Raw genomic sequence first — 25402 nt, forward strand, 5'->3', positions numbered from 1 at the left:
GCCATGCAACGACGCGCCCTCCTCCAGCTCGGCCTCGTTGCCGCCTCAGCGCCCTCTCTGGCCCTCGCCGCCGGCAAAGCGATCCTGGCCAACGCCCATGGCGCGGTCGGCGACGGCAAGACGCTGAACACCAAGGCTATCCAGGCCGCCATCGACGAAGCCGCCAAGACCAGCGCGACCGTGGCCCTCAAGCCTGGCGTCTATCGCACCGGCTCGATCTTCCTGAAGTCTGGTGTCACGCTGCGCCTGGACAAGGGCGTGACCCTGCTGGGCTCGCAGAACCTCGCCGACTATCCGGAAATCGCGACCCGCGTGGCCGGCATCGAGCTGACCTGGCCGGCGGCGTTGGTAAACGTCTACAAGCAGAAGAACGTCCGCATTGTCGGCGACGGGACCATCGACGGCGACGGCAAGGTGTTCTGGGACAGCTACTGGGCCCTGCGCCGCCAGTACGACCCCAAGGGCCTGCGCTGGGCGGCCGACTACGACTGCAAGCGCCCGCGCCTGATCCAGATCTTCGATAGCGAGAAGATCGAGCTGGCCGGCCCGCGCCTGCGCCGCGCTGGCTTCTGGACCGTGCATGTCTGCTACTCGCACGACATCCACGTCGCCGACCTGGAGATCCGCAACAACGAAGGCGGCCGCGGCCCCTCGACCGACGGCGTCGACATCGACAGCTCGCACGACGTGCTGGTCGAGCGGATCGACGTGGCCTGCAACGACGACGCCCTGTGCCTGAAGGCCGGCCGCGACGCCGACGGCCTGCGCGTCAACCGGCCGACCTACAACGTCACCATCCGCGACTGCGTGATCCGCGACGCCTCGGCCGGGATCACCTTCGGCAGCGAAACCTCGGGCGGCTTCCACGACATCAAGGTCTCGGGCCTGACCGTGCACAACCCGACCCCGGTCGGCATCCTGTTCAAGTCGGCCCATACGCGCGGCGGCACGGTCAAGGACATCGACATCGCCGGCATGCTGCTGCACGACGTGCCGACCGTCCTGCGGGTGAACCTGAACTGGAACCCCAGCTACAGCTATGCCGAGATCCCGGCCGGCATGACCGACGTGCCGCCCTACTGGAAGGTGATGACCCAGCACGTGCCGCCGGAACAGGGCCGCTGCCGCCTCAGCGACGTGCGGATCAAGGACATCAAGGCCATCGGCGCCAAGACCGCCTTCGAGGTCGCGGCCTTCCCCGACCTGCCGCTGGAGCGCTTCGCGTTCGACAACCTCGATTTGGACGTTCAGGCCGGCGGCCGCATCGCCAACGCCAAGGACTGGACCTTCACGCGCAGCAAGATCGACACCCTGGACGGCAAGCCGCCCGAGGTCTCGGCCTCGACGGGCGTCACGGGGCTTTAGTTCGGACGCTCCAGGGTGACGGCCATCAGGCCGATCACCACCTCGTTGGCCGTGGTGCGCACCGTCAGGTCGCGCAGCGGCTTGCGGGGGTCCAGCGCCAGGGACAGCACCGTGGCCGCCCCGCCAGGCACCTCGCGGCCCTGGCCCTTGAAGGTCACCGGATCCAGCACCCGCACCTGGCCGGTCGCCAGGTCCACCCGCGTGGGCGGCGGCGTGTCGACGCGGAATTGGTAGTCGTCGAGGAAGAAGTCCTCCTCGATCGGCCACCAGGTGTCTGGATTACGCAGCGCCAGGCGAGCCGTGGTTCCGTCCTGATAGGTCACCACCACCTCGCCATTGTCGAAGCGGCTTTGCATCGGGTTGGTCGAGCCGGCCATCAGCAGGTGGACGCGGCTGGCCTTGCCCGACAACGGCGTGACGGCCTGTTTGGGATAATTGTCCCACAGCGAGGTGAACGCGATGTTTTGAGCGTCCGCCGCGCCCGGCGTCCGGAAGACCACGCCCGAGGGCGTCGTGATCTGACCGCCCTGCCCGGCCGCGACACGGCGCAGGCCCGCATCGTCGATCGTCGCCATCTGGTTCACATGCCCGGCCCAGCCGCCCAGGCCCTGGGCCGGCACGCTCAGCGACGGACCGCGTGGCCGGGGCGAGCGATACTTGTTCTTGGCGTAGATCGCGGTGACGCGGTCGTTGAAGGCGACGGCGACGGGGTCCATCCGGCCAACCACGGCGGCCGGAGCCACGGACGGTGTCTTGGCCGGAGCTGCTCCGGCAACTGGCGCCAGCCAGGTAAGGCCATTGCGGGAGATGCGCTGGAAGCTCTTCGCCGATCCGATCGCAGAGCTGACGACAGGCGCGCCGCTCCAGCGCACGACAACCTCAACAGCCTTGTCGCCCGGCGCGGTGATCTCGATGGCCGGACCGCCGATGGCGTCGGATGCGGACTTCCAGGCCGCCTTGGCGCCGTCGATCTCGACGCTGGCAACGCCCTCACGCGGCGCCGGCAGACGCAGGATCACGGTCTTGAAGCGGTGGTCGCCCGGCTTCAGCGTCCAGTGATCCACATCACCCTGGCGCTTGAAGTCGTAGGCGAAGGCCGGGTGCGCGATCGAGGCATGATCCCAGCTCGCGGGGAAGCCCGGACGGATCATCATCGTCCCAGCCAGCGCGTCGGGATGCAGCCCGAACAGCCCCTCGACCATGGTCCGCGCGGTAACCCCGGCGCTGTCGGCAAAGTCGCGCTGAGACTCCCGGCGATAGACGTCGGGCCAGGCCAGAGTGCCCATGTTGCCGGGCGAGATGCCCATGAACATGCTGGCCAGCAGACCGCTCTTGGTCAGGCGGAAGGCCTCGTCAGCCCGGCCAGACTGCCACAGGGCCAGGGCCGTGTGCAGGTTCTCCTGGGTGACGACATTGTTGATCGACCAGGCATAGGGCAGCCAGTCGGTGCTGGCATACATGCCGTAGGCCGCGTCGTCCGGCACGCCCGGTCCCTTGATCGGGATACGCGGCAGCCGCGCCAGGGCGTCGGACATCCGCCAGGCGTCGGCCGGCGGAACGATCTCGGAATCGATGGCGTGGTAGTAGGTCCACAGAGCGAACGCAGGGTGCAGCCGCTGCTCGCCCATCAGGTCCTTGTACTCGGCGAAGGCGCCTTCCTGCGGCATCCACAGTAGGTTGCGCATGGCCTCCTGGATGGCGTCAGCCTCGCGATCGTAGGGCGTCGGATCCTCACCGATCAGCCGCGCGACCTTGGCCGCCATACGGTTGTGATAGGCTTGATAGGCCGACGAGTGGGTCGCGCCGCCGCCATTATACGAAAGATGGTCGCTGGCCCAGATCTGGGCGTAGGCCTCGTACAGCGGCAGCTTGCGGGGGCCGAATTCGCGGCGGAACAGCCGCTTCTCCCAGGCCAGGTGCCGGGTGATGGTCGGCCACAGGTCGCGGGCCAGCTTCAGGTCGCCGGACCACTCCAGATGCCGGAACAGCGCGTCGATATAGACGGTGTTCATGTCGTAGTGCGAGTTCGACAGGTCGCCGTTCGAGTGCAGCGCCGTCTCGGCCCGCGCCAGGTTGGCGTCCTCGTCGGCCGGCGGGATCGCGGCCGGGATCGGCGAGACGTTCTGGCCCTTGGCCCAGTCGCGGAAGTGGCGGTCGGCGCGATCGGCGCGGCCCAGGGCGTCCAGCCAGTACGGTCCGCGCCAGCCCAAGAGCTTGGTGCGCCAGGCGACCGCGCCGTGCATCACCGCCTGCTGCGGTCCGTCCCAGGTGGCCTCGGCCCCGACGTTCAGGGCGGCCATGGCGGCGTTGATATAGAGATCGGGCGTCTCGACCCGCACCTGCGCGCGCAGGGCCTGGAAGTGGTCGCGGGCCTCCTCGAAGCGCGTAGCCAACTCAGCCTTGGCGAAGGCCGGCGGGCGGGCCGTGGGCGTGACCTTGTCCTCGGGACGCGCGGCGCGCACGGCCTTGTAGTCGGCCAGGTCGTCGGCAACGCCGGGATCGACGCGTTGCAGCGAGAGGGTCAGCGGCGTGTTCGAGGCTAGGCCCGCGCGGCCCAGGGCCACACTGCCCTGCTCCGCGCCCTGGCTGGCCAGCAGACGCGGCAGATCGTTCCACGCCCCCGCCTCGCCCCGTTGGTAGCGGGCCGGGCCGCTGGCGGCGCCCAGGATCACCGCCTGGGGCGCGGTCAGCTTGAAGCCGTTGTCGTCCAGCGCGACGCGGTTGGTTTCGGCGAAGGCCGGCTTGAACTGGAACCACTCGGAAATAGGGACCTTCTCGGTGCCGATGTCGCCATCGCGGGCGCCGCGCTGGCCGGTGATCCCGCCGAACGCCCAGACCAGCTCCAGACCCGGCGGCAGGCCCGTACCCTCGATCCGCAGCGACAGCCCCTCGGTGACGGCATAGGCCACCGCCTCGACACGCAGGACGCCGTCGCCCAGCAGCGGGTCGCGGATCTCGTAGATCAGCTCGCCGGGGCGATAGCGCGTGGTGATCTTGGCCGCCTCGTGCAGCCAGCGCGCGCCGCCCGGACCAACCAGGGCCAGCCGCAGATTGCCGCCGCGTCCCGGCAGGTAGAGCACGAACTCGGGCTTGTCGCCGCCGTCCACGCGGAAGGCGGTGTCACCACCATAGAGCGGGCGGTTGAAGGTCTCGACGCCGTTCTCGATGACGAAGTCGCCGCCATCGGGTCGGTAGCGGATCGGCCGCTCGATGTTGTCGACCAGGTTGGGACGGGGTCCGCCGACGGCCGCCGGCGCGGTCTGAGCCATGGCCCCGCCGCTCGTGAGACTAGCGACAAGAACCAGGGCCAGACCGGCGCTGCGACGGATACCGTTCATTCCCGCTCCCTTAGATCAGGCGCTCTTCTTGGCGACCTCGACGGCGTAGACGTGATTGGCGCCGTGCATGTTGGACGTGAAGACGATCCACTTCTGATCCGGCGTGAAGGTCAGGTTCGGCTCCAGACGGTAGTCGTGGGCCGACATGTCGACCAGCCGCTCGCTGGCCATCTTGTCCACGGTGATCAGGTCTTCGGTGTAGTACGGCAGGGCCGCGTCGCGGATGGTCTCGGGCCGGAAGGCGTAGAGCCATTTGCCGTCGGGCGCGTGGGCGACCATGTCGGCGTCGCCGCCGTCGCCGGCGAACAGCACCCCGTCCTTGGCGACGTTGTAGTGCACCGACCACTCGTTCTGCTCGACCCGACGATAGAGCTTCTTGCCCGTCGCCAGCTCGTGGCCGGCGATCCAGAACACCTGGCCGCGCGGGGTCTGCAGGTCGTACCAGACCCACTTGCCGTCGGCCGAGAAGAACTCGTGGCCGGCGATCTCGAAGTTCATGGTCCGGGTGTGGATCTTGGTCAGGCCCGTGCCATCCGTGCGGATCGTCCAGATGCGGTCCACGCGGTGCCAGGGCCCCTCGTGGCAGAACATCACCTGGGCCGGATCGGCCGGCGAGAACTGGGCGTGGCCCAGCCACTTGTCCGAGGCGTGGATCACCTTGCGCTCGCCGGTGTTGAGGTCGACCGTGAAGATCTCCATCGGCGTCGGCGTCTCGAAGCGCTCGGTCATCCGAACGCCCTTGGCCTTGGCGAAGGACAGCGGCTTGCCGTCCGGACCGTTGGCCGCGTACTCGGCCTGGCCGAAGCGCTTGCGGTCGTCGACGGTGTTGGGCTGCAGCGGCTTGCCGCCATAGGTGACGACGCCCAGCAGCAGGGTCTCGTCGGCGTTGATCGAGGTGATCCCGCCCTGGGCCAGCTTGGCCACGACCTTGGCTTTGCCGCTGTCGATGTCGAGGGCGTAGATGGTCTTGGGCCGGTCGGTTGGCTGGCCTTCACCTTGTGCCGTGACCGAATAGTAGAGCCGCCGCGAATTGCGCGGGAAGAACAGCAGGTCCGCGTCCTTGGTCTTCGGCAGCGTGGTCAGCTTGAAGGTCTTGAGGTCGACCAGCGCGATGCCCGACGGCGTGGTGATCGCCAGCCGGTCGCCCTGCGGGGTGTAGCCGTGCTGGTGGAAATAGAGGTTCTTGCTCCCGCCCTCCTCCGACAGGCGCACGATGCGGTGGCCGGTCTTGGGGTCGATCCAGTCTTTCGGAGCGGTCGTCGCCACCGGTGCCGGCTGCTGAGCCAGGACGGGCGTCGCCAGGGCCGCCGCGGCCAGGCCAAGAACGGTTCTGCGAGCGATCACGTCATATTCTCCGAAAAAGGTGGGCTCGGCGCGAGGAATGGATCACGCCGAGCCCCAGGGAGGACCTAGTCGAGAAAAGGAAGATTAGTACGTCCAGCGCACGCCCAGCAGGATCTCGCGGCCAGTGTGGCGGTAGTCGCTGACGCGGTCGGCGGTGTCGACATAGGCGTCGGTGAACTTGTCGCCCAGGTTGATGCCTTCCAGCGTGACCACCAGGTTCGGCCGGATCTTATAGCTCGAGGAGAAGTCGTAGTACGTGCTGCCGTGCGTGCCGTGCTCGCTGTTGCCGTTCGAGCCCGGGAACTGGGTCAGGAAGCCCGAGCGACGGGCCAGCGAGGTGCGCGCGCTGAACTTGCCGCGCTCGAAGTAGATCGTCGCGTTGGCGGTCGTCTTCGATTGGCCAGTCAGCTTGTTGTACTTCGGCGCGGCGGTGGTGCCGTAGTTCACGCTCGAGTCGACGTACGTGAAGTTGCCGATGAAGCCGAAGCCGCGGAAGGCATCCGGCAGGAAGTTGAACGGCTGCTGGTACTGGAACTCGACGCCCTTCAGCCAGCCGCCTTCGCCGTTATAGGGGTTAGTCACGTCGAAGATGTCGTTGACCGAGACGCCGGCGCTGGTGCTGAGCAGGCTGGCCGGCAGGCCCAGCGAGCTATAGACGGCGCGCGTGGTCTGGCTGGCGATGAAGCTGTCGATCTTCTTGTAGAAGACCGCCACGCCGATCAGCGATTCCGAGGCGAAGTACCATTCGGCCGCCAGGTCGAAGTTCGTCGCGCGGAACGGCTCCAGGTCCGGATTGCCGAAGTTGACCGTGCGCGTGGTGGCGCCGACCGAACCGCCGGGGGTCAGGCTGCCCAGCGTCGGACGGGCCATGACCTTGGCGATGCCGCCGCGCAGGATAAAGTTGTCGCGCGGCTCCAGCGTGATGTTCATCGACGGCAGGACGTCGGTATAGTCGTTCTTGGCCGTCAGATAGACGCCCGAACCGATGAAGCCCTGCGAGGTGACCTTGGTGTGGGCCACGCGGAAGCCGAAGTCGGCGCGCAGCGGCTTGCCACCGAACACGGTGGCGTCCACGACCGCCTGGCCAAAGCCCGACAGGTCCTTTTCCTCGACGTCGCGCGTGTCGCCCTGCTGAACGATCAGCGGGAAGTTCAGCAGCTTGGTGGCCGCCAGGGCCTTGTCGATATCGGCCACCACATAGCTGCGGTCGCCGCCCGGGAACGGGAAGTCGCGGCCGAACGAGACAACCTTCGAGAAGGCGCCCACGCCGACGATCTGGTTCGAGCCGGTCAGCACCTGGTTGCGGCTCGCGCCACGGTACTTGACCACGTACTGCTGGGCGTCGACGCCGCCGCGCAGCTTCAGGTGCTCGTCGACGTCGAACTCCAGGTTACCGCTGGCCGTGCGCGTGATGTTCAGCGAGGTCTGCACCGCCGAACGCATCTCGGTCAGGGTGTAGAGGTTCGGGTCGGCGACGTTGAAGCCGTAGGTGATGATCGGCGTGCGATCATTCTTGCGGGCGTCGTAGGTGTAGCCGTTGACGTCGTTGCGATCGAGCTGGAACGAGATCTGCTCGGGCATGCGGTAGTCAGAATTGGCCACGCCCAGGCGCACCTGGCCGCGCAGGCGGTCGGTGAACTCGTACTTCCCGGCCAGGGTCACCTGGGTGAAGGTGGTGTGGTCGCGCTGGGTGCCGTTCTCCGAACGCACGTCGACCTTGTCGAACACGCCGTAGGTGAAGGTGTTGCGATCGTTCAGCGCGTAGTCGCGGACGATGGTCGAGCCGACGCCGGCCGCGTTCGAGCGGCTGAACGAGATGGCTTCCAGGTTCGGGCTCTCGGTGAACTGGTTCAGGTCCGAATAGAGGACGTCCAGGGCCAGTTCCGACTTCGCGTTCGGGCGCCACTGGGTCGAGAAGGTGATGCCCAGGCGCTCGGAGTCGATCTTCGAGGCGGTGTAGCGCGGGATGCGCGGATAGAAGGCGTTCTGGACCTTGGCCAGCTCTTCGGGCGTGGTGCACTTGGAGCAGCTGGCGAAGTTGTCGCTGGCGTCGGCGCCCTGCCAACGGGTGGTGTTGAAGCCTTCGGCCACCGGCTGGCGCTTCGAATAGGCCACCGAGGCCAGCACGCCGAAGGTCTTGTCGGGGTTGGACCAGCTGAGCAGGCCCGCCGCGCGCGGCAGGATGCGGTCGGTGATGCTGTTCAGGCTGCCCTCGGCCGAGGCCGCGGCCTTGAAGCCGGTGTAGTCGAACGGACGGCCGCTCTGCAGGTCGACCGTGGCGCCCAGCGAGCCTTCGGCCACGTCAGCCGACTGGGTCTTGCGCACCGTGATGCTGTTGAAGAGTTCCGAGGCGAAGACGTTGAAGTCGAAGCCGCGGCTGCGGTTGCCGCCGCCCGTGGCGATGGCTTCCACGCCGTTAATGCGCACGCGGGTGAAGTCGGCGTTCAGGCCGCGCACCGAGATCTGGCGACCTTCGCCGCCGACGCGGTCGATGGTCACGCCCGGCAGGCGCTGGATAGCTTCGGCCAGGTTCTGGTCGGGGAAGGCGGCGATGTCTTCGGCCAGGATGGCGTCGATGGCGCCGATGCTGGTGCGCTTGGCGCCCAGGGCCTTGCTCAGGCTGGAGCGGTAGCCGCTGACGATAACTTCTTCGACCTGGGTGTCTTCGGCAGCGGTTTGGGCCATGGCGGCGCCAGCGCTGGCAGCGCTAGCCACGGTCATGGCCGCGCACGACACCAGCAGGCGCGCTTTGAACGTGCTGAAAATCATCCTGTGTTTCTCCCCTACCGATGCGTGACACCGGTGTCTTCACTAACCACATTTCTCAGAATGTGGGATATCTATCCATATCTTGTGACAAGTTGCAAAGAAACGCAACTCTGGTCTTACCAATTGGCCGCGATTTCACGGCAAGCGGCTAACTAGGTCGAGCGTCAAAAGCGGCGCAAAAGTCCGGTATGAATATGTTTTCGCTAGCCTATTCGTTGGTGTTACCAGTTCAGCTTCAGCCGGTTTTGATAACGCTGTCGAAACGGCCAAGCTGACGTAAAGGAAGCCGCCCTCGCCCCTCGGCGAAGACGGCTTCGACAAGAATCCGCGAGAAAACGGTCCTTACGGAATCGGCTTGAAGCCTTCCGCGCGGACGCTCCATTTGCCGTCCTTCGGGAAGCCCGGCGTCAGCCCCTTCGCGCCGTCCCAGCCGCCCGCCATCATCGCCACGGCCGCCAGCAGCGAGCCGTTCGACGGGAAGTAGGTCTCGGCCGCGCGAGTGTAGCCGGGGCCGTCGGGACCGACCGGCTCGCCATCCTTGGCCGTGGCCAGGAAGGCCTGGGCATGGGCGTCGAGGTGGACGCGCGGGGTCATGCCCGAGACGCCGAACTTGTTGTTCTTGGCGTCGAAGAACAGCCAGTCGACGGCCTTGTCCGGCTCGTTCAGGCGCGCGGCGGTCATGGCGATCATCGGATAGTCCCAGCCCCAGGTCTGGCGCAGGTCCCAGTCACTCTCCACCGCCCGCAGGGTGCGCCGCATGGTCTCGGGATCGGCCCTCCCGGGGATCAGGCCATAGGCCATCAGGAACGAGGGGTGGTCGCGGTTCATGCATTGCTCGCCGACGGCGTGCTGGGAGCAGTCCTTGCTCTTGGCCACGTCCCAGAAGTCCGGCGTCGACTCGGTCGGCAGATAGAGGCCGTCCTTGGTGGCCATCGGGGCCAGGCCCTTGATCACCGCGTCCCACTCGGGCTTGCGCGCCAGGCCGGCGCGGATCCGCCACTGCTGGGCCGTCTCCAGGCCCCAGCGATAGTATTCCAGCTCGAACGCCGGGTTGAAGGTGGTCAGCGGGTCGTAGTTCTCCTGCACGGGGATGATCGGCGGGCCGATCACGAAGCGGCCCTTGTCGTCGCGGTGCGGGAAGCTGGCCAGCAGGTCGGCGGTCTCGGAGACCAGCTGGCCGTACTTGGCCAGGGTCGCCTTGGTCGGCTTGTCGCGCCAGATCAGCTCGGACATCCAGATCGGATGCGGCTGCTGCCACATGATGAAGGGCGAGACCTTCGAGGGGCTGTCGACGCCGTCCGGCCCGACCATCTTGGGCCACCAGGCGCCCTTCAGGCCGTGGCTGGCGGCGCGGGCCTTGGCGTCCTTCAGGTGACCGACGTACCAGGGCAGGCTGCGCTCCAGGTATTCTGGCTTGTTCCACAGCGCGAAGTGGCCGGCGTGCCAGGGGTGCATCTCGAGGTGGAACTTGCCGTTCCAGCTGTTGGAGAACAGCCCCTCCTCCTGCGGCGGGACCTCGCCAGCCCCGTTCAAGGCCATCAGGTACTGCGACAGCACCACCCGGCGCTCCAGCTCGGCGGCGCGGGGGTCGGTGCTGCCCGAGAAATCGACGGCGGCGCCTTGGGTCCAGTACGACTTCCAGTGCGCGCGGGCGGCCTGATCGGCGACCGTCACGGTGGGCAGCTTGGCCACAGCCTGGCGTGAGAACGCAACCTCCAGGCCCAGGGTCCATCCCTTGGCCTTGGGCGCGACGACATAGGCGTGTGGGCCGGCGGCGGTGAAGTCGACGGCGCGATCAGCCTGCAGGGCGGCGAAGTACTTGGTCGCGTCCAGTTGGCGCGAGACGTCCAGGCGCGAAGCGCCCTCCCCGGTCACCTTGGTGGTGTGCAGCTCCGGATGGGTCCAGTCGGACGGATCCGGGTTCAGCGCCTTGGAGACGCCCGGGAACTTCACCGACAGCTTCAGCCGGCCCTGCTCGACCAGCGCGGAGTCCACGTCGACCACGATCATGTCCAGGGTCGGATGCACCCGCGTGCGGACCGTCACGGCCTCGCCGTCATAGACGAAGCGGCTGGTCAGGACGCCGGTCCACAGGTCCAGGGTCTGCTCCGTCGCGGTCAGGTCCTCGAACTTTGCAGGCCGTCCGGATTTGTCGCGCAGGTCCAGGGCCACGCGGCCAAGCGAGAAGCGGTGCGGGTTCTCGCGCAGATAGGCCAGGGCCGGACGGCTGGCCGCCTCGTTCCAGTCCTTCATGTAGGCGTAGGGCTGCTTGGTCCCGCGCACGTCGATCGGCGTCGTGCCGTCGGCATAGGTGTAGTTGTTCGGATTCGGGAAGGCGTGCCAGGCCCACTGGGCCTCGGTCAGCAGCGGAGCGATCTTGGAATAGGCTTCCGGGAAGGTCTGCAGGCCGGTGATGTCGGCGGTGAAGCCGATCTGGCCGTTGCCGACCATCAGGGGCGCGGACGGGTCGACCTTGGTCAGCTTGACGTCGTGACGACTGACCAGCGCATGGCGGTCGATGGGCTGGGCCAAAGCCGGCCCAGAAAACGCGACGGGGCTCAGGGTGAACAGGGCCAGACCGGCCAGAAGCGCGCGTCGCATCGATGACTCCCAGAACGCTTTGTCCGCGGTGGACCGCGGTTGAACGATGGGGCGTCGATCGTTTCGGATCAACGCCCCGCCATTCCATTCTATAGGAGTCAATCTCACATTATGAAAGTGAGATCCTAGTCGGCGGCGACAGGGCCACCGCCACTCATGGCCTTCTTGGTCAGCCAGATCAGCGGGATCAGGATCACGCACAGCCAGGCCGAGACGCGGAAGAAGTCCAGGGCCGCCAGCAGATAGGACTGGTTGACGACCTGCTGGGTCACAGCCCCGACCGCCTGCAGGTGGGTCATGCCCGCCGCTTGCAGCTTGTTCACCGCATCGATCCAGGCCGGGCTGCCCGAGCTCATGGTCTCGGCTAGGCGGGTCTGGTGCACGGCCTCGCCCCGGTCCCAGATCGTCGTGGCCAGCGAGGCGGCGAAGCTGCCCGCGGTGATCCGCGAGAAGTTCGACAGACCCGAGGCCTGCGGCGTCTGCTGCGGCGGGATGCCGTTCAGCGAGATGGTCACCATCGAGATGAAGAAGGTGCTCATCGCCACGCCCTGCACCAGCATCGGCATCACCAGCGACCAGAAGTCGGCCTGCGAGTTGTAGCCCGAGCGCATGAAGAACGAGAGGCCGAACGCCGCCAGCGACAGGGTCGCCGTCCAACGGGCGTCGACCTTGGTCATGATCCTGGCCGCGAACGGCGTCAGCAGCACCGCGACCACGCCGCTGGGCGCGGCCACCAGCCCGGCCCAGGTGGCGATGTAGCCCATCTGGGTCTGCAGCCACAGCGGCAGCAGCAGGTTGTTGCCGAAGAACACCGCATAACCCAGGCAGAAGGCGATGGTGCCGATCGTGAAGTTGCTGGAGCGGAACAGCGACAGGTCGACGATCGGGTGCTTCTCGTTCAGCTCCCAGATCACCCAGGCGATGAAGAAGACGATGGCCAAGACCAGCTCGACCACGATGGCGGGCGACGAGAACCAGTCGGCTTCCTTGCCCGTGTCCAGCATGACTTGCAGCGCGCCGACCCAGATCAGCAGCAGCATGAAGCCGGTGCGGTCGATCGGCAGCTTGCGGGTCGGGGTCTCGCGGCTGGCCATGTTCCGCCAGCAGATGACGGCGCACAGAATGCCGACGGGCACATTGATCAGGAAGATCCAGGGCCAGCTGATGTTGTCGGAGATGTAGCCGCCCAGGATCGGCCCGCAGATCGGGGCTACCAGGGTGGTCATCGACCAGATGGCCAGGGCCGTACCGCGCTTGGCGGGCGGGAAGATCATGATCAGCAGGGCTTGGGAGCCCGGGATCATGGGTCCCGACACCGCGCCTTGCAGGATCCGGAACAGGATCAGGGATTCCAGGTTCCAGGAGAGGCCGCACAGCAGCGAGGCGACGGTGAACAGGATCACCGAGACCACGAAGGTCTTGACCACGCCGTAGCGGCCCATCAGCCAGCCGGTCAGCGGCACCGAGACGCCGTTGGCCACGGCGAAGGCGGTGATCACCCACGTGCCCTGGCTGGAGCTGACGCCCAGATTGCCGGCGATCGTGGGGATCGAGACGTTGGCGATGGTGCTGTCCAGCACCTGCATGAAGGTGCCCAGCGCGAGGGCGATCGAGGTGATCGCCAGCAGCGCGCCGGTCATCGGCGGGGGTCCCGCCTGAGCTTGTTCGGACGCCATTGGACGCCTCCTCAAGAAGAGGGATTACTTCGCGCCGTCTATTGGGCGACGTCGATCTTGGCCTTCATCGACAGGCCCACGCGCAGCGGGTGCTTGGCGAGGTCGGCCGGGTCCAGGATGATGCGGACGGGCACGCGCTGGACCACCTTGATCCAGTTGCCCGAGGCGTTCTGGGCCGGGATCAGCGAGAAGGCCGAGCCGGTGCCGCCGGCCAGGCCGCGGACCTTGCCGTGGAACTTCACGCCGCCGCCGTAGAGGTCCGAAGTCAGCACGACGGGCTGGCCGGGGACCACCTTGTCCAGCTGCACTTCCTTGAAGTTGGCGTCGACATAGGCCTGGGTGGTGGGCACCACAGACATCATCGGCGAGCCGATGGCGACCTGCTGGCCGACCTGCACCGACTTGCGGGCGACGATGCCGTCGGTCGGGGCGCGGACCACAGTGCGGGCCAGGGTCAGGCGGGCAGCGTCCAGGCGCGCCTGGGCGGCCTTCACTTCCGGGTTCTCGGTGACCGAGGCGCCGGAGATCAGTACGGTGTTGACCTCGCGCGTGCCGATGGCGGCGTCGCGGCTGGCCAGGGCCTGGGCGCGGACGGCCTGGGCGGCGTTCAGCCCGGCCTGGGCGTTGGCGAGACGGTTTTGAGCGGTCGTCAGCTCGTCGCCGGAGACAGCCCCCTCGCCCACCAGCGCCTGACGACGCGAGAGGTCGACGCGGGCGCGCTCGACGTCGGACTTGGCGGCGACGATCTGGGCGTCGGCGCGGGCGACATCGGCCTGACGGGCTTCGAACTGGCCGCCCAGGGCGGTGTCGTTGGCGAAGTAGCCCTTCACCTTGCGCTCGGCTTGGCCCAGGGCCGCTTCGGCCTGGGCGACGGCGATGCGGGCGTCGGCGTCGTCGATGATGACAAGCGGGTCGCCGGCCTTCACGGCCTGGGTCTCGACCACGAAGATCTTGGCGACCGGGCCGGGCGACAGGGCGGTGACCTGGGCGGTCTCGGCCCCGACATAGGCGTCGTCGGTCTCGACATAGTGGCTCTCGAAAGCCAGCCAGTAGGCGCCGTAACCGACGACGCCGATGGCGACGGCGCCGCCCAGCAGGGTCAGCTGGCGACGGCGCTTGTTGTTGGCAGCGGCTTGAGAAGCAGCGGGTTGTTGATCGGACATAGGTGCAAGTCCTAGGAAACGAATGTCGTGAGGGTTCAGGCGCCGGTGAAGCCGCCGCCAAGGGCGCGGATCAGGGCGATGTCGAGGGCGAAGGCGCGGCTTTCCAGGTCGGCGACGACCCGGCGCTGGGCCAGCACCGACTGCTCGGCCAGCAGCACCGACTGGTAGGTCGACAGCTGGCCTTCGTAGCGCAGGCGGGCGATGCGGTAGGCGTTCTCGTTGGCGGTCAGAGCCTGGCGAGCATCGGCGAGACGGCTGGTGAGCGCCTTCTCGCTGGCGGTGACGTCGGCCACTTCGCGCAGGGCTTGGGTCAGGGCCGCGTCGTAGCTGGCCACGGCGGCGTCACGATCGGCCTCGGCGCCGCGCAGGCCGGCGCGCAGGCGGCCGCCCTCGAAGATCGGCAGGCGCAGGGCCGGACCGACCTGGCCGATGTCCGAACCGCTGGAGAACAGCTTGTCCAGATACAGCGACTGGGCGCCGATGAAGCCGGTCAGGTTGATGTCCGGATAGAAGGCGGCCTTGGCCTGCTTGGTGCGCGAGGTCGCGGCCTCGGCCCGCCACTTGGCGGCGACCACGTCGGGGCGGCGGCCGATCAGGTTGGCCGGCAGGTTCTCCGGCAGGCCGAACGGCTTGATCGTCGCATTGGCCGGCCGCGCGATGGCCAGGCCACGATCCGGACCCGCGCCGACCAGGGCGGCCAGGGCGTTGCGGGTCAGGGCGATCTGCTCGTCGATGGCCGACAGCTCGGCCTTCGAGGCCGGCGGCCCGGCCGCGGCCTGCTCGCTCTCGGCCTTGGTGTCGAGACCGTTGGCGACGCGCTTGGACACCAGATTGCTGGTCTGCTCACGCAGGCTGACGGCGGCTGCGGCCACGTCTCGCTGGGCGTAGAGGCGCGACAGCTCGGCATAGGTCGAGGCGACCGCGGTCGACAGGGTCAGGCGGGCCTGGGCGGCGTCGGCCTGGGCGGCCTTGGCTTCCGAGGTCGCGGCGGCGACGGCCGCGCGGTTCTTGCCCCAGAAGTCCAGCTCCCAGCTGAAGTCGAGGGCCAGACGGCCGATGTCGTTATAGCCCTGCGGCACGAAGGCCGGCGGGATGCCGGCGTTGTAGCTCTGCTTGCTCTCGGCGGCCGAGGCGCCCAGCGAGACTTGCGGCAGGTCGGCGGACTTGGCTTGCGCGACCAGCGACTGGGCGCGGCGCAGACGGGCCTCGGCGGCGGCCAGGGTCGGCGAGCCCTTCAGGGCCTCGCCTTCCAGGGCGTTCAGCTGGGCGTCGCCATAGGCGGTCCACCAGGCGTCGGCGGGCCAGTCGGCGGTCGGCGCCGCGAGGGTCTGGGCGGTTTCGTAGGCTTGAGGAGCCTTGGCCACCCGCGCGACTTGCGCCGGCGGCAGGCTGGCGCAAGCGGCCAGCACCAGGGCGCTGGCGGCGGCAAGGAAAGGAAAGCTACGGCGAGAAGAGAAGGTCGGCATGGGGAGGCGCCTTGATGTGACCGTACGGTATAGTCATATGCAGGAGTGCAAGTAGGCTCCTCTTGCGCTACAGTCAAGGCGACCGTACCGTACGGTCGGAAAGAATTTCGATGATCGACGCCAAGCCCAACCTGGACCGTAACGCCCGCCGCGAGGCCATCCTCGACGTCGCCGCCGAGGTGTTCCTGGAGGAAGGCTTCGACGCCGCCTCGATGTCGACCATCGCCGCCAAGGTCGGCGGCTCCAAGAGCACGCTCTACAACTACTTCAAGAGCAAGGAAGAGATCTTCCAGGCCCATATCGAGCGCTATTGCGGTTGGCAGGGCGCGGAGATGTTCCAGCTGCTGGACGACGAGGTCGACGACGTGCGCGCGGCGCTGACGCGCCTGGGCCGGCGCTACGTCACCAACGTCATGTCCGACCGCAACATGCGCCACTTCCGCCTGATCGCCACGGCGGCCGAGCGTTCGCCCGATCTGGGCCGCACCTTCTACGAGGCCGGCCCGCTGCGCGGCGCGCGCCTGTTGGGCGGTTTCCTGGCGCGCATGAAACTGGAGGGCCGGATCGAGGTCTCAGACCCGATCGCCGCCGGCCATCAGTTCATCGGCCTGTGCCAGAACCGCATGCTGAAGGCGCGCCTGGTCAACTATATCGGTCAGCCGACGCCCGAAGAGGTCAACGCTGAGGTCGAGGCCGCGGTCAGCACCTTCATGGCGGCCTTCGGCCCGCGCTAGACGGGCGCGGTGAACCGGTAGCGGCCCGATCCGACGACGATCTCCAGCCCGCCCGCGACCGCGCGGGTCGAGCGCACGCCCTTCGCGGTCGACACTGCGACGCTGCCTTCGCGCGCTTGAGCCGGCGCGCTGGTCGGCAGACGTACGGTCGCTCGTGCGCCAGCAGGCACCTCGACGTCCAGCGAGAGCACGCCCCCTTCCCTGCGCCAGGCGCTGCGCACCGGTCCCAGGGCCGAGCGGAAGGTCGCCTCGGCTGACGCCACCGTCCCGACGGGCTTGGGCGCGACCGTGATCACCCGGTCCGGCGCGGCGGCGAAATCGACATTGATCCCGGCCAGCCCACCGAACAGCCAGCCCTCGCCATGGCCCAGCATGAAGTGGTTCAGCGACTTGGTCGGGTCGGCGTCCCAGGCCTCGGTCAGGGCTGTCGCGCCGCGCGCCAGCTGGTAGCCATAGCTCGGCCGGTCGGTGACCGACATCATGTCGAAGATCACGTCGTCGCGGCCGTTCTCAGCCAAGGCCCGCACCACGTAGTGGAAGCCGACATCGCCGGCCGTGACGCCGTTCTGGCTGGCCCGGACGGCGCGGACCAGGGCGTCCAGCACCCTGCCCTCCTGGCCTTTCGGGACCATGCCCAAGGCCAGCGGCATGGCGTTGGCGGTCTGGCTGCCGCGATCGTAGGAGCCGGCCGTCGCGTCGAGAAACTTGGCGTTGAAGGCCGCCCGGATCGCCCCGGCGCGCTTGCGGTAGTCGGCAGCTTCGGTCGGCGGACGCCCCAGGACCTCGGCCACCAAGGCCAGGGTCGTCAGCGCCTGATACGAGGTCGCCGTGCCGGTCAGCGCTCGGCTGGTCAGCTGCGAGGCGCCCAGCTTGCCGGGACCAACGTCGTACCAGTCGCCCAGGCCGAAATCGACGATGTGGCCCTGCGCGCGAGCAGCCAGGTAGTCGACGTAAGCCCGCATGGCCGGATAGCCGTCCGCCAGCACCTTCCTATCGCCATAGGCGCGGTAGGCCGCCCACGGCGCCAGCACCACCGCCGAGCCCCACTCGGGCGAGTTGCGGGCGTCCTGGTCGCGGCCGTCGGGTTCCAGGAAGGCGGTGTATTCGGGCGCGATGCCCGGGACCATGCCGTCCGGCTGCTGGGTGTCGACGATGTCGCCGATCATCTTCTCGTACATGGTCGAGGCGTCGCGGTTGTAGATCACCGTCAGCGCGTTCAGGTGCGCCTGCTCCAGCCAGCCCAGCTTCTCGCGATGCGGACAGTCGGTCAGCACGCTGTAGGCGTTGGACACCACCGCGCGCTCGATAAGGTGATGAGTTCGCTCGAGCAGCTTGTCGCTGCTGGCGAAAGTCCCGACCTGCGGAAGATCCGCATACAGAAATTGACCGACCAGAGAGACGATCTCCGCCTTGCCATCCGGATTGGCCCGGCCGGCCGGAACCGCGCCCTCGACCTGCAGGTAGCGGAAGCCGTGATAGTTGAAGCGAGGCACGAACCGCTCCTCGCCTTTACCCGCCAGCGTGTAGTTGTAGAGCACCCAGCGATCAGGACCGGCGTTGAAGCTGCGCTGCCAGGCCAGGCCGTCCTCGCCCAGCACCTCGGCCGGCGTCAGCTTGACCGCCGCGCCCGCCGGGCCGCGCACCACCATCTCCGGCCGGCCCGCGAAGTTCTGGCCCAGGTCATAGACGAAGACGCCCGGCTTGGGCTCGGTGATCGCCACGGTCTCGAAGCGCTGGTGGATGGCGACCGGCGGCACACCTTGGGCCTTGAGCCGGATCTTGCGATCGGGCGCCGGCAAGGCTGGACGCCAACCGTCGTCGCTGGCGCCGGGCAGGTGCCAGCCGGGCCGCTCGCGACGAGCATCGACATCCTCGCCGGCGAACATCGAGGCGAAGACGATCGATCCTTCGGCCACGCGCCAGCTCTCGTCGCTGACCACGTGCTCCACCGAGCCGTCGTCGTGATGCAGGCTCAGTTGCAGCAGCAGCCGAGGCCGGCCGTAGCTGTCGACGAACTTGGACTTGCGGCCGGCGACCTTCTCGACGTCGTACATGCCGCCGCCCAGCCGCACGCCCAGCATGTTGGCGCCCGGCCGTAGCAGCCCCTCGACCTCGTAGGTCGTGTAGAGCGCCGTCTTGTCATAGGCCGTCCAGCCAGGGTTCAGCACACTGGCCGTGACCGGCGCGCCGTTGACCGTCAGCTCGAAGTGGCCCAGCCCGCAGACCGAGACCACCGCGCGGCGCGGCTTACGCTTCAGGTCGAAACCCTTCCGCAGCAGCGGCGGCGCGGTCTCGGCGGGATCGGTGAGTTCCTTGCTCCAGCCGCGCACGTGGTCGCCGCGCACCTTCTCGGGCTTGGCCATGATCCAGCGGGCGCGCCATTCGGCGGAATCGAGGATCCCCGTCACGAACCGCGCCGGAGTGCTCCAGACGCCGTCGATCTCGACCGCCCAGACGTAGGGCGTGTGCGAGGCCAACGGCAGATCCTTCGGGGGCGCGATGTCCAGCTTGCCGGACTTGCGCCGACCGCTGTCCCAGACGTCGCCCACGCGAGCGGCCAGGCGCTCGGGCGAGCTGGCGACGATCACCCGCAAGGTCGTCGGCCGCACATCTCGCGCGCCCTCGCCCGCCTCCAGCAGCCAGCGGAAGCGCGGGCGGCGGGTGTCGATACCAACGGGATCGGTCAGCCACTCCACGCGCAGATCCCGCGCCACGAGGCTGGCCTCACGGGCGTCGGCCAGGGATGGCAGCAGGCCCACGCTCGCGGCGACACCCACCACGGTGCGGCGACTGACCTTGGTACTCATACGCACTTCCCTGTTCCCGCCCGAACGCGGTAGCGATACCAGAAGCATTCGAGCGCAAACGCAAGCTCTCGAAAGTCCTTAAGCGTGTGAGGTTCCCATGGCCGTCGTCTCCAAGCGTTCGCTCCTGACCGGTCTGGGCCTCGGTGGTCTCGCCAGCCTGGCCGGTGCGCCGGCCAAGGCGGCGCCCGGTGCGGTCCTGGTCTCCCAACCCGTCTACACCAACGCCCCCTACCCGCAGTCGCACGCCTCGACGATCGTCGAGACCAAGGCTGGGACCCTGGCGGCGGCCTGGTTCGGCGGCACGCATGAGCGCAATCCGGACGTCGGCATCTGGTTCGCGCGCAATATCGACGGCAAATGGCAGGAGGCCAAGGAGCTGGCCAACGGCGTCCAACCCGACGGCAAGCCGCGCCTGCCGACCTGGAACCCGGTGCTGTTCCAGCTCCCCGGCGGCGAGCTCTTCCTGTTCTATAAGGTCGGCCCCAGCCCGCAGGACTGGTGGGGCATGGTCATGACCTCGGTCGACGACGGCAAGACCTGGAGCAAGCCCGAGCGCCTGCCCGACGGCATCCTGGGTCCCATCAAGAACAAGCCCGTGGTGCTGAAGAGCGGCGCCTGGCTGTCGCCCGTCAGCGTCGAGCAGTCCGAGGGCGTCACCAAGGCCGACGGCGGCGGCTGGAGCCTCTATTTCGAACGCAGCGAGGACGGCGGGAAAACCTGGACCAAGACCGACCTGGTCGCCTCGCCCCTGAAGGTCGACGCCATCCAGCCCAGCATCCTGTTCCACGCCGACGGCGCGCTGGAGGCCGTGGCCCGCACCCGCCAGGGCGCCCTGGCCCAGACCTGGTCGAAGGACGACGGCAAGACGTGGAGCCCGCTAGCCGCCATCGACCTGCCCAATCCGAATTCCGGCACCGACGCGGTGACCCTTGCCGACGGCCGTCAACTGCTGGTCTACAACCACGCCGGCCACCGCCCGACCTCGCCGGGCAAGGGTCCGCGCGTGCCGCTCAACGTCGCCATCTCGCATGACGGCGTCAGCTGGCGCGAGGTGCTGACCTTGGAGACCGAAGTCGTTCCGGACGGCTACGCCTATCCCGCCGTTATCCAGGCGCGGGACGGCAAGGTGCACGTCACCTACACCGTCAACCGGCGCGGCATCCGCCACGTGGTGATCGATCCCAAGCAGCTTACCTGACATCGGTCCGCGATTGACGGAGGCGGACGCGCGTGGCTCGTTCGCACCGTCCTTCGTAGAGAGTGATCCATGGCCACCTTGATCCTGAGCGTCATCGGCAGCGACCGTCCCGGCCTTACCCAGGCGCTGGCGGGCGCGGTGCTGTCGGCCGGCGGCAACTGGCTGGAGAGCCATCTCAGCCAGCTGGGCGGCCTCTATGTCGGCTCCGTGCTGGTCGAGCTGGACGCCGACCGGACCGACGCCCTGCGCGAAGCCGTGAGCGCCGTTGACGCCGAGGGCCTGGAAGTCCGTATCGCGCCGACGATCGAGAGCGGCGCCGCCGAGGGCGAGGTCGTCCGCTTCAGCCTGGTCGGCGGCGACCGTCCGGGCATCGTCCACCAGGTGACCGGCGTGCTCAGCGGCATCAACGCCAATATCGAGGCCTTCGACACCCGTCTCAGCGTCGAGCCCCACTCCGGCGCGCCGCTGTTCCACATGGACGCCCGCCTGCGCCTGCCGCCATCGCTGAAGGCCGAGGCCGTGCAGACGGCGCTGGAGGCCATTTCCGGCGAGATCATGGTCGATGTCTCGCTCACCCCCGACGCGGGCTGAGTTCAAAGGCATATCCTTTGTTAGTCAAAGGCTTGGCCTTACCTGGCGTCGCGTCTCCGACATAGGAACGCAATGACCAAGTCCGCCGTTTGCCTTCCCACCTCGCCCTCCGGCGGGACTCATGAGGGAGGTCATCCGTGTACGGTGGCGAACGTCTTTCGCGCCTGGGCGCGTTCAGCCCGCAGTTTCCCGACGCCGAGGCCCTGCATAAGGGCCTGGCGCATTGGAACCACGAACGCCTGGCGCCGACCGCGCCCTCCGAGACCTGGCGTGAAGATCTCGACCAGGAGATCCGGATGCGCCGGATCGAGGGCGCGTTCGTCGAAGCCTTCCGCGCCCATATCGCCCCGCTGGTCGAGGACGTGCCGCAGGACGCCGACGACTTCATCGCTTGGTTCGAGGCGCTGAAGGAACATGGCCCCGGCCAATGGGATCCGCTGTTCGACTGGCTGGAAGGCGCCGCCTCGCTGGAAGACCTAAAGTGGTTCCTGACCCAGGAAGCGGCTGGTGAGGCCGGCTTCGACGACCTGGTCGCCATGACCCAGGTCAAGGTCCCCGACCGCGCCAAGCTGGAACTGGCCCGCAACTACTGGGACGAGATGGGCCGCGGTAGCGCCAAGGGCATGCACGGTCCGATGCTGACGCGGACGACCGAGACGCTGGGCCTGACGCCCACCATCGACAGCACTCTGTGGCAGTCGTTGTGCCTGGCCAATGTCATGACCGCCTTCGCCACGACCCGGCGTTATGTCTGGCAGTCGATCGGCGCCCTGGGCGTAGTCGAGCTGACCGCTCCCACCCGCGTGGCCTGTGTTGATGCGGGCCTCAAGCGCAACGGCGTCTCGCCCGAGGCCCGCAAGTATTTCGCCCTGCACGCCCAACTGGACATCGAGCACTCCAAGGCCTGGAACGCGGAGGCGCTGGTCCCGCTGGTGTCGGAGGATCCCTCGCGGGCCCGCCACATCGCCGAGGGCGCGGTCATGCGCCTGATCTGCGGCGAGCAGTGCTTCGACACCTATCGCGCCCACCTGTGGGCTCACACCCACCCGCTGGTCTACGCGGCCGAGTAGCTAGGTCAGGGCGGAGTAGATCAGCGTCTTCAGCTCCCGGCGGATGGGATAGATCCACGATGGGCTCATCTGAGTCATGAACACCATGTGCAGCTTCTCGACCGGATCGATGAAGAACGAGGTCGAGAACATCCCGCCCCAATAATATTCGCCGACCGAACCCGGGATCATCGCCCGCGTGGGATCCTGGGTGACGGCGAAGCCCAGGCCAAAGCCCGTGCCGGCGTTCTGGGTCTCGCTGAACAGCGAGCGCGACTGCGTGGCCAGGTCGCCCTTGCCCGGCAGGTGGTTCAGGGTCATCAGCTCCAGCGTCTTGCGGCCCAGGATGCGCACCCCGTCCAGCTCGCCGCCATTGGCGCACATCTGGCAGAAGCGGTGATAGTCCAGGGCGGTCGAGACCAGGCCGCCGCCGCCCGACAGCAGCTTGGGTTGCTTGCGCCAGGCGCTTTCGTCAGCGCGATCCAGGATGCCGCGCGGCTGGTCAGGGCCTTTCCAGATCCAGCAGTCGGTCAAGCGATCGGCCTTGTCGCTCGGCACGACGAAGCTGGTGTCGTGCATCTTCAGCGGCTTGAAGATGTTCTCGGCGAAGAACTGGTCTAGCGGCATGCCCGACACCCGCTGGACCACCGCGCCCAGCACGTCGGTCGACACCGAATAGTTCCAGGCCTCGCCGGGCGAGAACTCCAGCGGCAGCTTGCCCAGCGCGCCGACGAAACCGTCCAGGTCGAGATTGTCGTGCCAGTCCTCGATCTTGCCCTTGCGATAGGCGGCGTCGACATTGGTGCGGTTCTGGAAGCCGTACGTGAGACCGGAGGTGTGACGCAGCAGGTCCAGCATGCGCATCGGCTCGGCCGTCGGCTTGGTCATGAACGGCGCGTCGCCGCCGCCGCCGGCATGGACGCCGACGCCCTTGAACTCGGGCAGGACGTGGCTGACGGGCGTGTCGATCGCGACCTTGCCCTGCTCGACCAACATCATGAAGGCGACCGAGGTGACCGGCTTGGTCATGCTGGCGATGCGGAAGAGCGAGCCTTCGTCGATCGCCTTGTCCGAGCCTTCGCGCGCTTGGCCCTGGCTGCTGAAGTGGACGACCTCGCCGTCGCGGCTAATCAGCAGCTGGGCGTGCGGCAGCCGGCCCGAGTCGATGTAGCGCTCCTTCAGGAACGCATCGACGAAGTTCAGGCGGCTCGCGTCGAAGCCGTGCTTTTCTGGCGATTTGATCTTCATCGCGCTCTCCCCGATCTTGTTGTTTGATACGATCGTATGGCTGCTTCGATCCAGCGGCAAGATTTTCGTTGATCAATAATGGAATGATTGTTCAACAATCATCCAGCGATCCCCCGTGGTCGCACTTGGGGGAGGCCTGGGATGATCGAGCTCTATCACTGCCATGACGCGCGTTCGTTCCGCGCGCTGTGGGCGCTGGAAGAGATGGGCCTGCCCTATCACCTGCATCTGCTGCCCTTCCCGCCCCGCATCCTGCAGCCGGAATACCTGGAGCAGAACCCGCTGGGCACCATCCCCCTGCTGATCGACGGCGACGTGCGGATGACCGAGAGCGCCGCCATCCCGCAGTACCTGGCCACGCGCCACGGCCCTTCGCCCCTGGCCGTCGAGGTCGACGAACCGGACTATGGGCTATGGCTGGACTGGCTGCATCGCAGCGAGGCGACCCTGACGTTCCCGCAGACGATCGTGCTGCGCTACACTCAGCTGGAGCCCGAGGAGCGCCGCCTGAAGCAGGCCGCCGACGACTACGCCCAGTGGTTCCTGTCGCGCCTGCGCCACCTGACCCGGGCTCTCTCCGACCGCGAATGGCTGTGCGCCGGGCGTTTCACCATGGCCGACATCTGCGTCGGTTACGCCTTGTTGCTGGCCCGCGACCTGGGCCTTTCGCACAAGTTCAGCCCGGAGGTCGCGGCCTATTGGGATCGTCTGGCCGCGCGGCCCGGCTTCATCGCCGCCAAGGCCGCGCAGAAACCGGCCTAGGCCTTCAACGCCGCGTCGATCGCCGTCCGGAAGGCCTTGGCCACCGGCAGGACCAGATCCCCCGATACGCAGCGCATGTCGTCGCCGGCGGTGTGGAAGAAGCGGTGCCCGCCATAGAGGCCGATCGCCGAGGGGTAGCCGGCCTCGATCACGTTCACCAGCTCGCCGCCGGCATTGGCCTTGTTGGCTTCATAGACCGCCTCCAGGCCGTTCAGGCCCTTGAAGGCGGCCTTTGTCGGCGCGAGCAGGTCCGGCGTCGCGGTCAGCACCCGCTGGCTGTCGGCGCTAGGCAGCGGTCGCAAGGTGGCCAGCTCGTGCCAGTCCCGGGCCGCGGCGCTGGCGCCGATGTGGCACCACAGTTTGGTGTCGGCGGGCTTGGGCGCGTGGTGCTCCAGATACTGCTCGCCGCCCAGATAGATATATTCGTGGCCACTGGTGGCGACGAACTCCAGGTTCACGTCGGGCTTGGCCGCCGCCAGGGCGTGGGCGAGCGACAGCCACACCGCCACGCCGGCCCCACGCTCGGCAGCGCAGGTGAACCAGCCCGAGCGCGGTGTGGTGACGATCAGGGTCTTGGCCGCGCCACGATTGAGGCGGGCGACCAGGTTGTAGGCCGGCCGTCGGCCGACCTCGGCGTCGACCGTCAGGGTCGCCGTCGCGCCGGTCTTGGCGGCCGCGACGAACGGCGCGGCGTCCTTCGGAGCCAGCAGCACGACCGGCTTCAGGAAGCCAGGCTCGGACGGGCTGACATTCAGGCCGATCACCTCGCCGGTCGGGCCGGTGGTGACGACGACCGCCGCCGCCGCGCCACGATCGAAGACATCCTTGAGCGCCGCGCCGATGGCCGGCTGGGCCATGCTGACCCAGCGGCTGAACGGCAGCACGACCAGGGCGATGGCCCCGTCCAGGCTGCCGCCCGCGCCGGCCGGCTTGATCGGCAGGGTCAGGCCGTTCACGCCAGTGGTCTTGACGATCGCCTGCGGGAAGACGGTTGCCGACTTGTCCCCGACGACCAGGGTCGCCTTGCGGACCTCGGCATAGGGCACGTCGAAGGCCTGGCGCTCGCAGCGATAGCCGAGGGCGCTCAGGTCCCCCTCCAGCCACGCGCCGCTGGCGGTGTCGCCCGCCCCGCCCGAGGCTTTCACCCCGAAGCCGGCGAACCGCTCGAGCACGGCCTGAAACCAGGCTTCGCCTTGCGGCGAGGCGGCTGGAGCCGCCCTCGCCTGAGACGCCGCCGCGAGCACGCCCGCTCCCACCAGAAGATCCCGCCGCGACGTCTTCATGCCGATCT

Annotated in this window: 16 protein-coding genes; 6 read left to right on the forward strand and 10 right to left on the reverse strand. The window is 67.9% G+C overall.

Features of this window, described 5'->3' with window-relative positions; all coding sequences use genetic code 11:
* Positions 1-3: 3 nt before the first annotated feature.
* Positions 4-1365, forward strand: coding sequence for a glycoside hydrolase family 28 protein (locus AC1RRR_RS05340; RefSeq protein ID WP_492811118.1), 1362 nt, complete (start codon positions 4-6; stop codon positions 1363-1365).
* Here the strand turns inward: AC1RRR_RS05340 and AC1RRR_RS05345 are convergent.
* The 7 genes from AC1RRR_RS05345 to AC1RRR_RS05375 form a co-directional block, all read right to left on the reverse strand.
* A complete protein-coding gene (locus AC1RRR_RS05345) occupies positions 1362-4703 on the reverse strand; it encodes a DUF4450 domain-containing protein (RefSeq protein ID WP_492811120.1) in 3342 nt (1113 codons plus the stop codon). The genes AC1RRR_RS05340 and AC1RRR_RS05345 overlap by 4 nt on opposite strands.
* 15 nt (positions 4704-4718) lie before the next feature.
* The gene (locus AC1RRR_RS05350) at positions 4719-6047 is read right to left on the reverse strand and encodes an oligogalacturonate lyase family protein (protein ID WP_492811122.1); all 1329 of its coding nucleotides are present in this window, start codon (positions 6045-6047) and stop codon (positions 4719-4721) included.
* An 84-nt stretch (positions 6048-6131) separates the two neighbouring features.
* Positions 6132-8816, reverse strand: a complete 2685-nt coding sequence (locus AC1RRR_RS05355) for a TonB-dependent receptor (protein WP_492811123.1) — start codon at positions 8814-8816, stop codon at positions 6132-6134.
* Positions 8817-9158: 342 nt separating this feature from the next.
* On the reverse strand, positions 9159-11417 hold the full coding sequence (locus AC1RRR_RS05360; protein ID WP_492811124.1) for a hypothetical protein: 2259 nt from the start codon (positions 11415-11417) through the stop codon (positions 9159-9161).
* Between the two features lie 125 nt (positions 11418-11542).
* A complete protein-coding gene (locus AC1RRR_RS05365) occupies positions 11543-13093 on the reverse strand; it encodes a DHA2 family efflux MFS transporter permease subunit (protein ID WP_492811126.1) in 1551 nt (516 codons plus the stop codon).
* 38 nt (positions 13094-13131) lie between these two features.
* A complete protein-coding gene (locus AC1RRR_RS05370) occupies positions 13132-14256 on the reverse strand; it encodes an HlyD family secretion protein (protein WP_492811128.1) in 1125 nt (374 codons plus the stop codon).
* Positions 14257-14291: 35 nt separating this feature from the next.
* Positions 14292-15722, reverse strand: coding sequence for an efflux transporter outer membrane subunit (locus tag AC1RRR_RS05375; RefSeq protein WP_492811130.1), 1431 nt, complete (start codon positions 15720-15722; stop codon positions 14292-14294).
* 110 nt (positions 15723-15832) lie between these two features.
* On the opposite strand from AC1RRR_RS05375, the gene AC1RRR_RS05380 reads away from it, so the two are divergent.
* On the forward strand, positions 15833-16456 hold the full coding sequence (locus tag AC1RRR_RS05380) for a TetR/AcrR family transcriptional regulator (protein WP_492811131.1): 624 nt from the start codon (positions 15833-15835) through the stop codon (positions 16454-16456).
* Here the strand turns inward: AC1RRR_RS05380 and AC1RRR_RS05385 are convergent.
* Positions 16453-19263 carry a family 78 glycoside hydrolase catalytic domain gene (locus AC1RRR_RS05385; RefSeq protein ID WP_492811133.1) on the reverse strand — a complete coding sequence of 937 codons (2811 nt, stop codon included), beginning with the start codon at positions 19261-19263 and terminating at the stop codon, positions 16453-16455. The genes AC1RRR_RS05380 and AC1RRR_RS05385 overlap by 4 nt on opposite strands.
* Positions 19264-19360: 97 nt before the next feature.
* On the opposite strand from AC1RRR_RS05385, the gene AC1RRR_RS05390 reads away from it, so the two are divergent.
* The 3 genes from AC1RRR_RS05390 (at position 19361) to AC1RRR_RS05400 (ending at position 22122) form a co-directional block, all read left to right on the forward strand.
* Positions 19361-20461, forward strand: a complete 1101-nt coding sequence (locus AC1RRR_RS05390) for a sialidase family protein (RefSeq protein ID WP_492811134.1) — start codon at positions 19361-19363, stop codon at positions 20459-20461.
* A 69-nt stretch (positions 20462-20530) separates the two neighbouring features.
* On the forward strand, positions 20531-21052 hold the full coding sequence (locus AC1RRR_RS05395; RefSeq protein ID WP_492811136.1) for a glycine cleavage system transcriptional repressor: 522 nt from the start codon (positions 20531-20533) through the stop codon (positions 21050-21052).
* Positions 21053-21189: 137 nt separating this feature from the next.
* Entirely contained in the window at positions 21190-22122 is a 933-nt protein-coding gene (locus tag AC1RRR_RS05400; protein WP_492811138.1) for an iron-containing redox enzyme family protein, read from the forward strand.
* Here AC1RRR_RS05400 and AC1RRR_RS05405 read toward each other — a convergent pair whose 3' ends face one another.
* A complete protein-coding gene (locus AC1RRR_RS05405) occupies positions 22123-23349 on the reverse strand; it encodes a serine hydrolase domain-containing protein (RefSeq protein ID WP_492811140.1) in 1227 nt (408 codons plus the stop codon).
* Between the two features lie 141 nt (positions 23350-23490).
* Here AC1RRR_RS05405 and AC1RRR_RS05410 point away from each other — a divergent pair, with 141 nt between their 5' ends.
* Positions 23491-24111, forward strand: coding sequence for a glutathione S-transferase family protein (locus AC1RRR_RS05410; RefSeq protein WP_492811141.1), 621 nt, complete (start codon positions 23491-23493; stop codon positions 24109-24111).
* Here AC1RRR_RS05410 and AC1RRR_RS05415 read toward each other — a convergent pair.
* Complete coding sequence (locus AC1RRR_RS05415) at positions 24108-25394, reverse strand: M28 family peptidase (protein WP_492811143.1); 1287 nt, start codon at positions 25392-25394, stop codon at positions 24108-24110. The two genes, AC1RRR_RS05410 and AC1RRR_RS05415, sit on opposite strands and share 4 nt — an antisense overlap.
* Positions 25395-25402 lie beyond the last annotated feature (8 nt).

This window comes from Caulobacter sp. GW821-FHT12D05 (assembly GCF_058807295.1).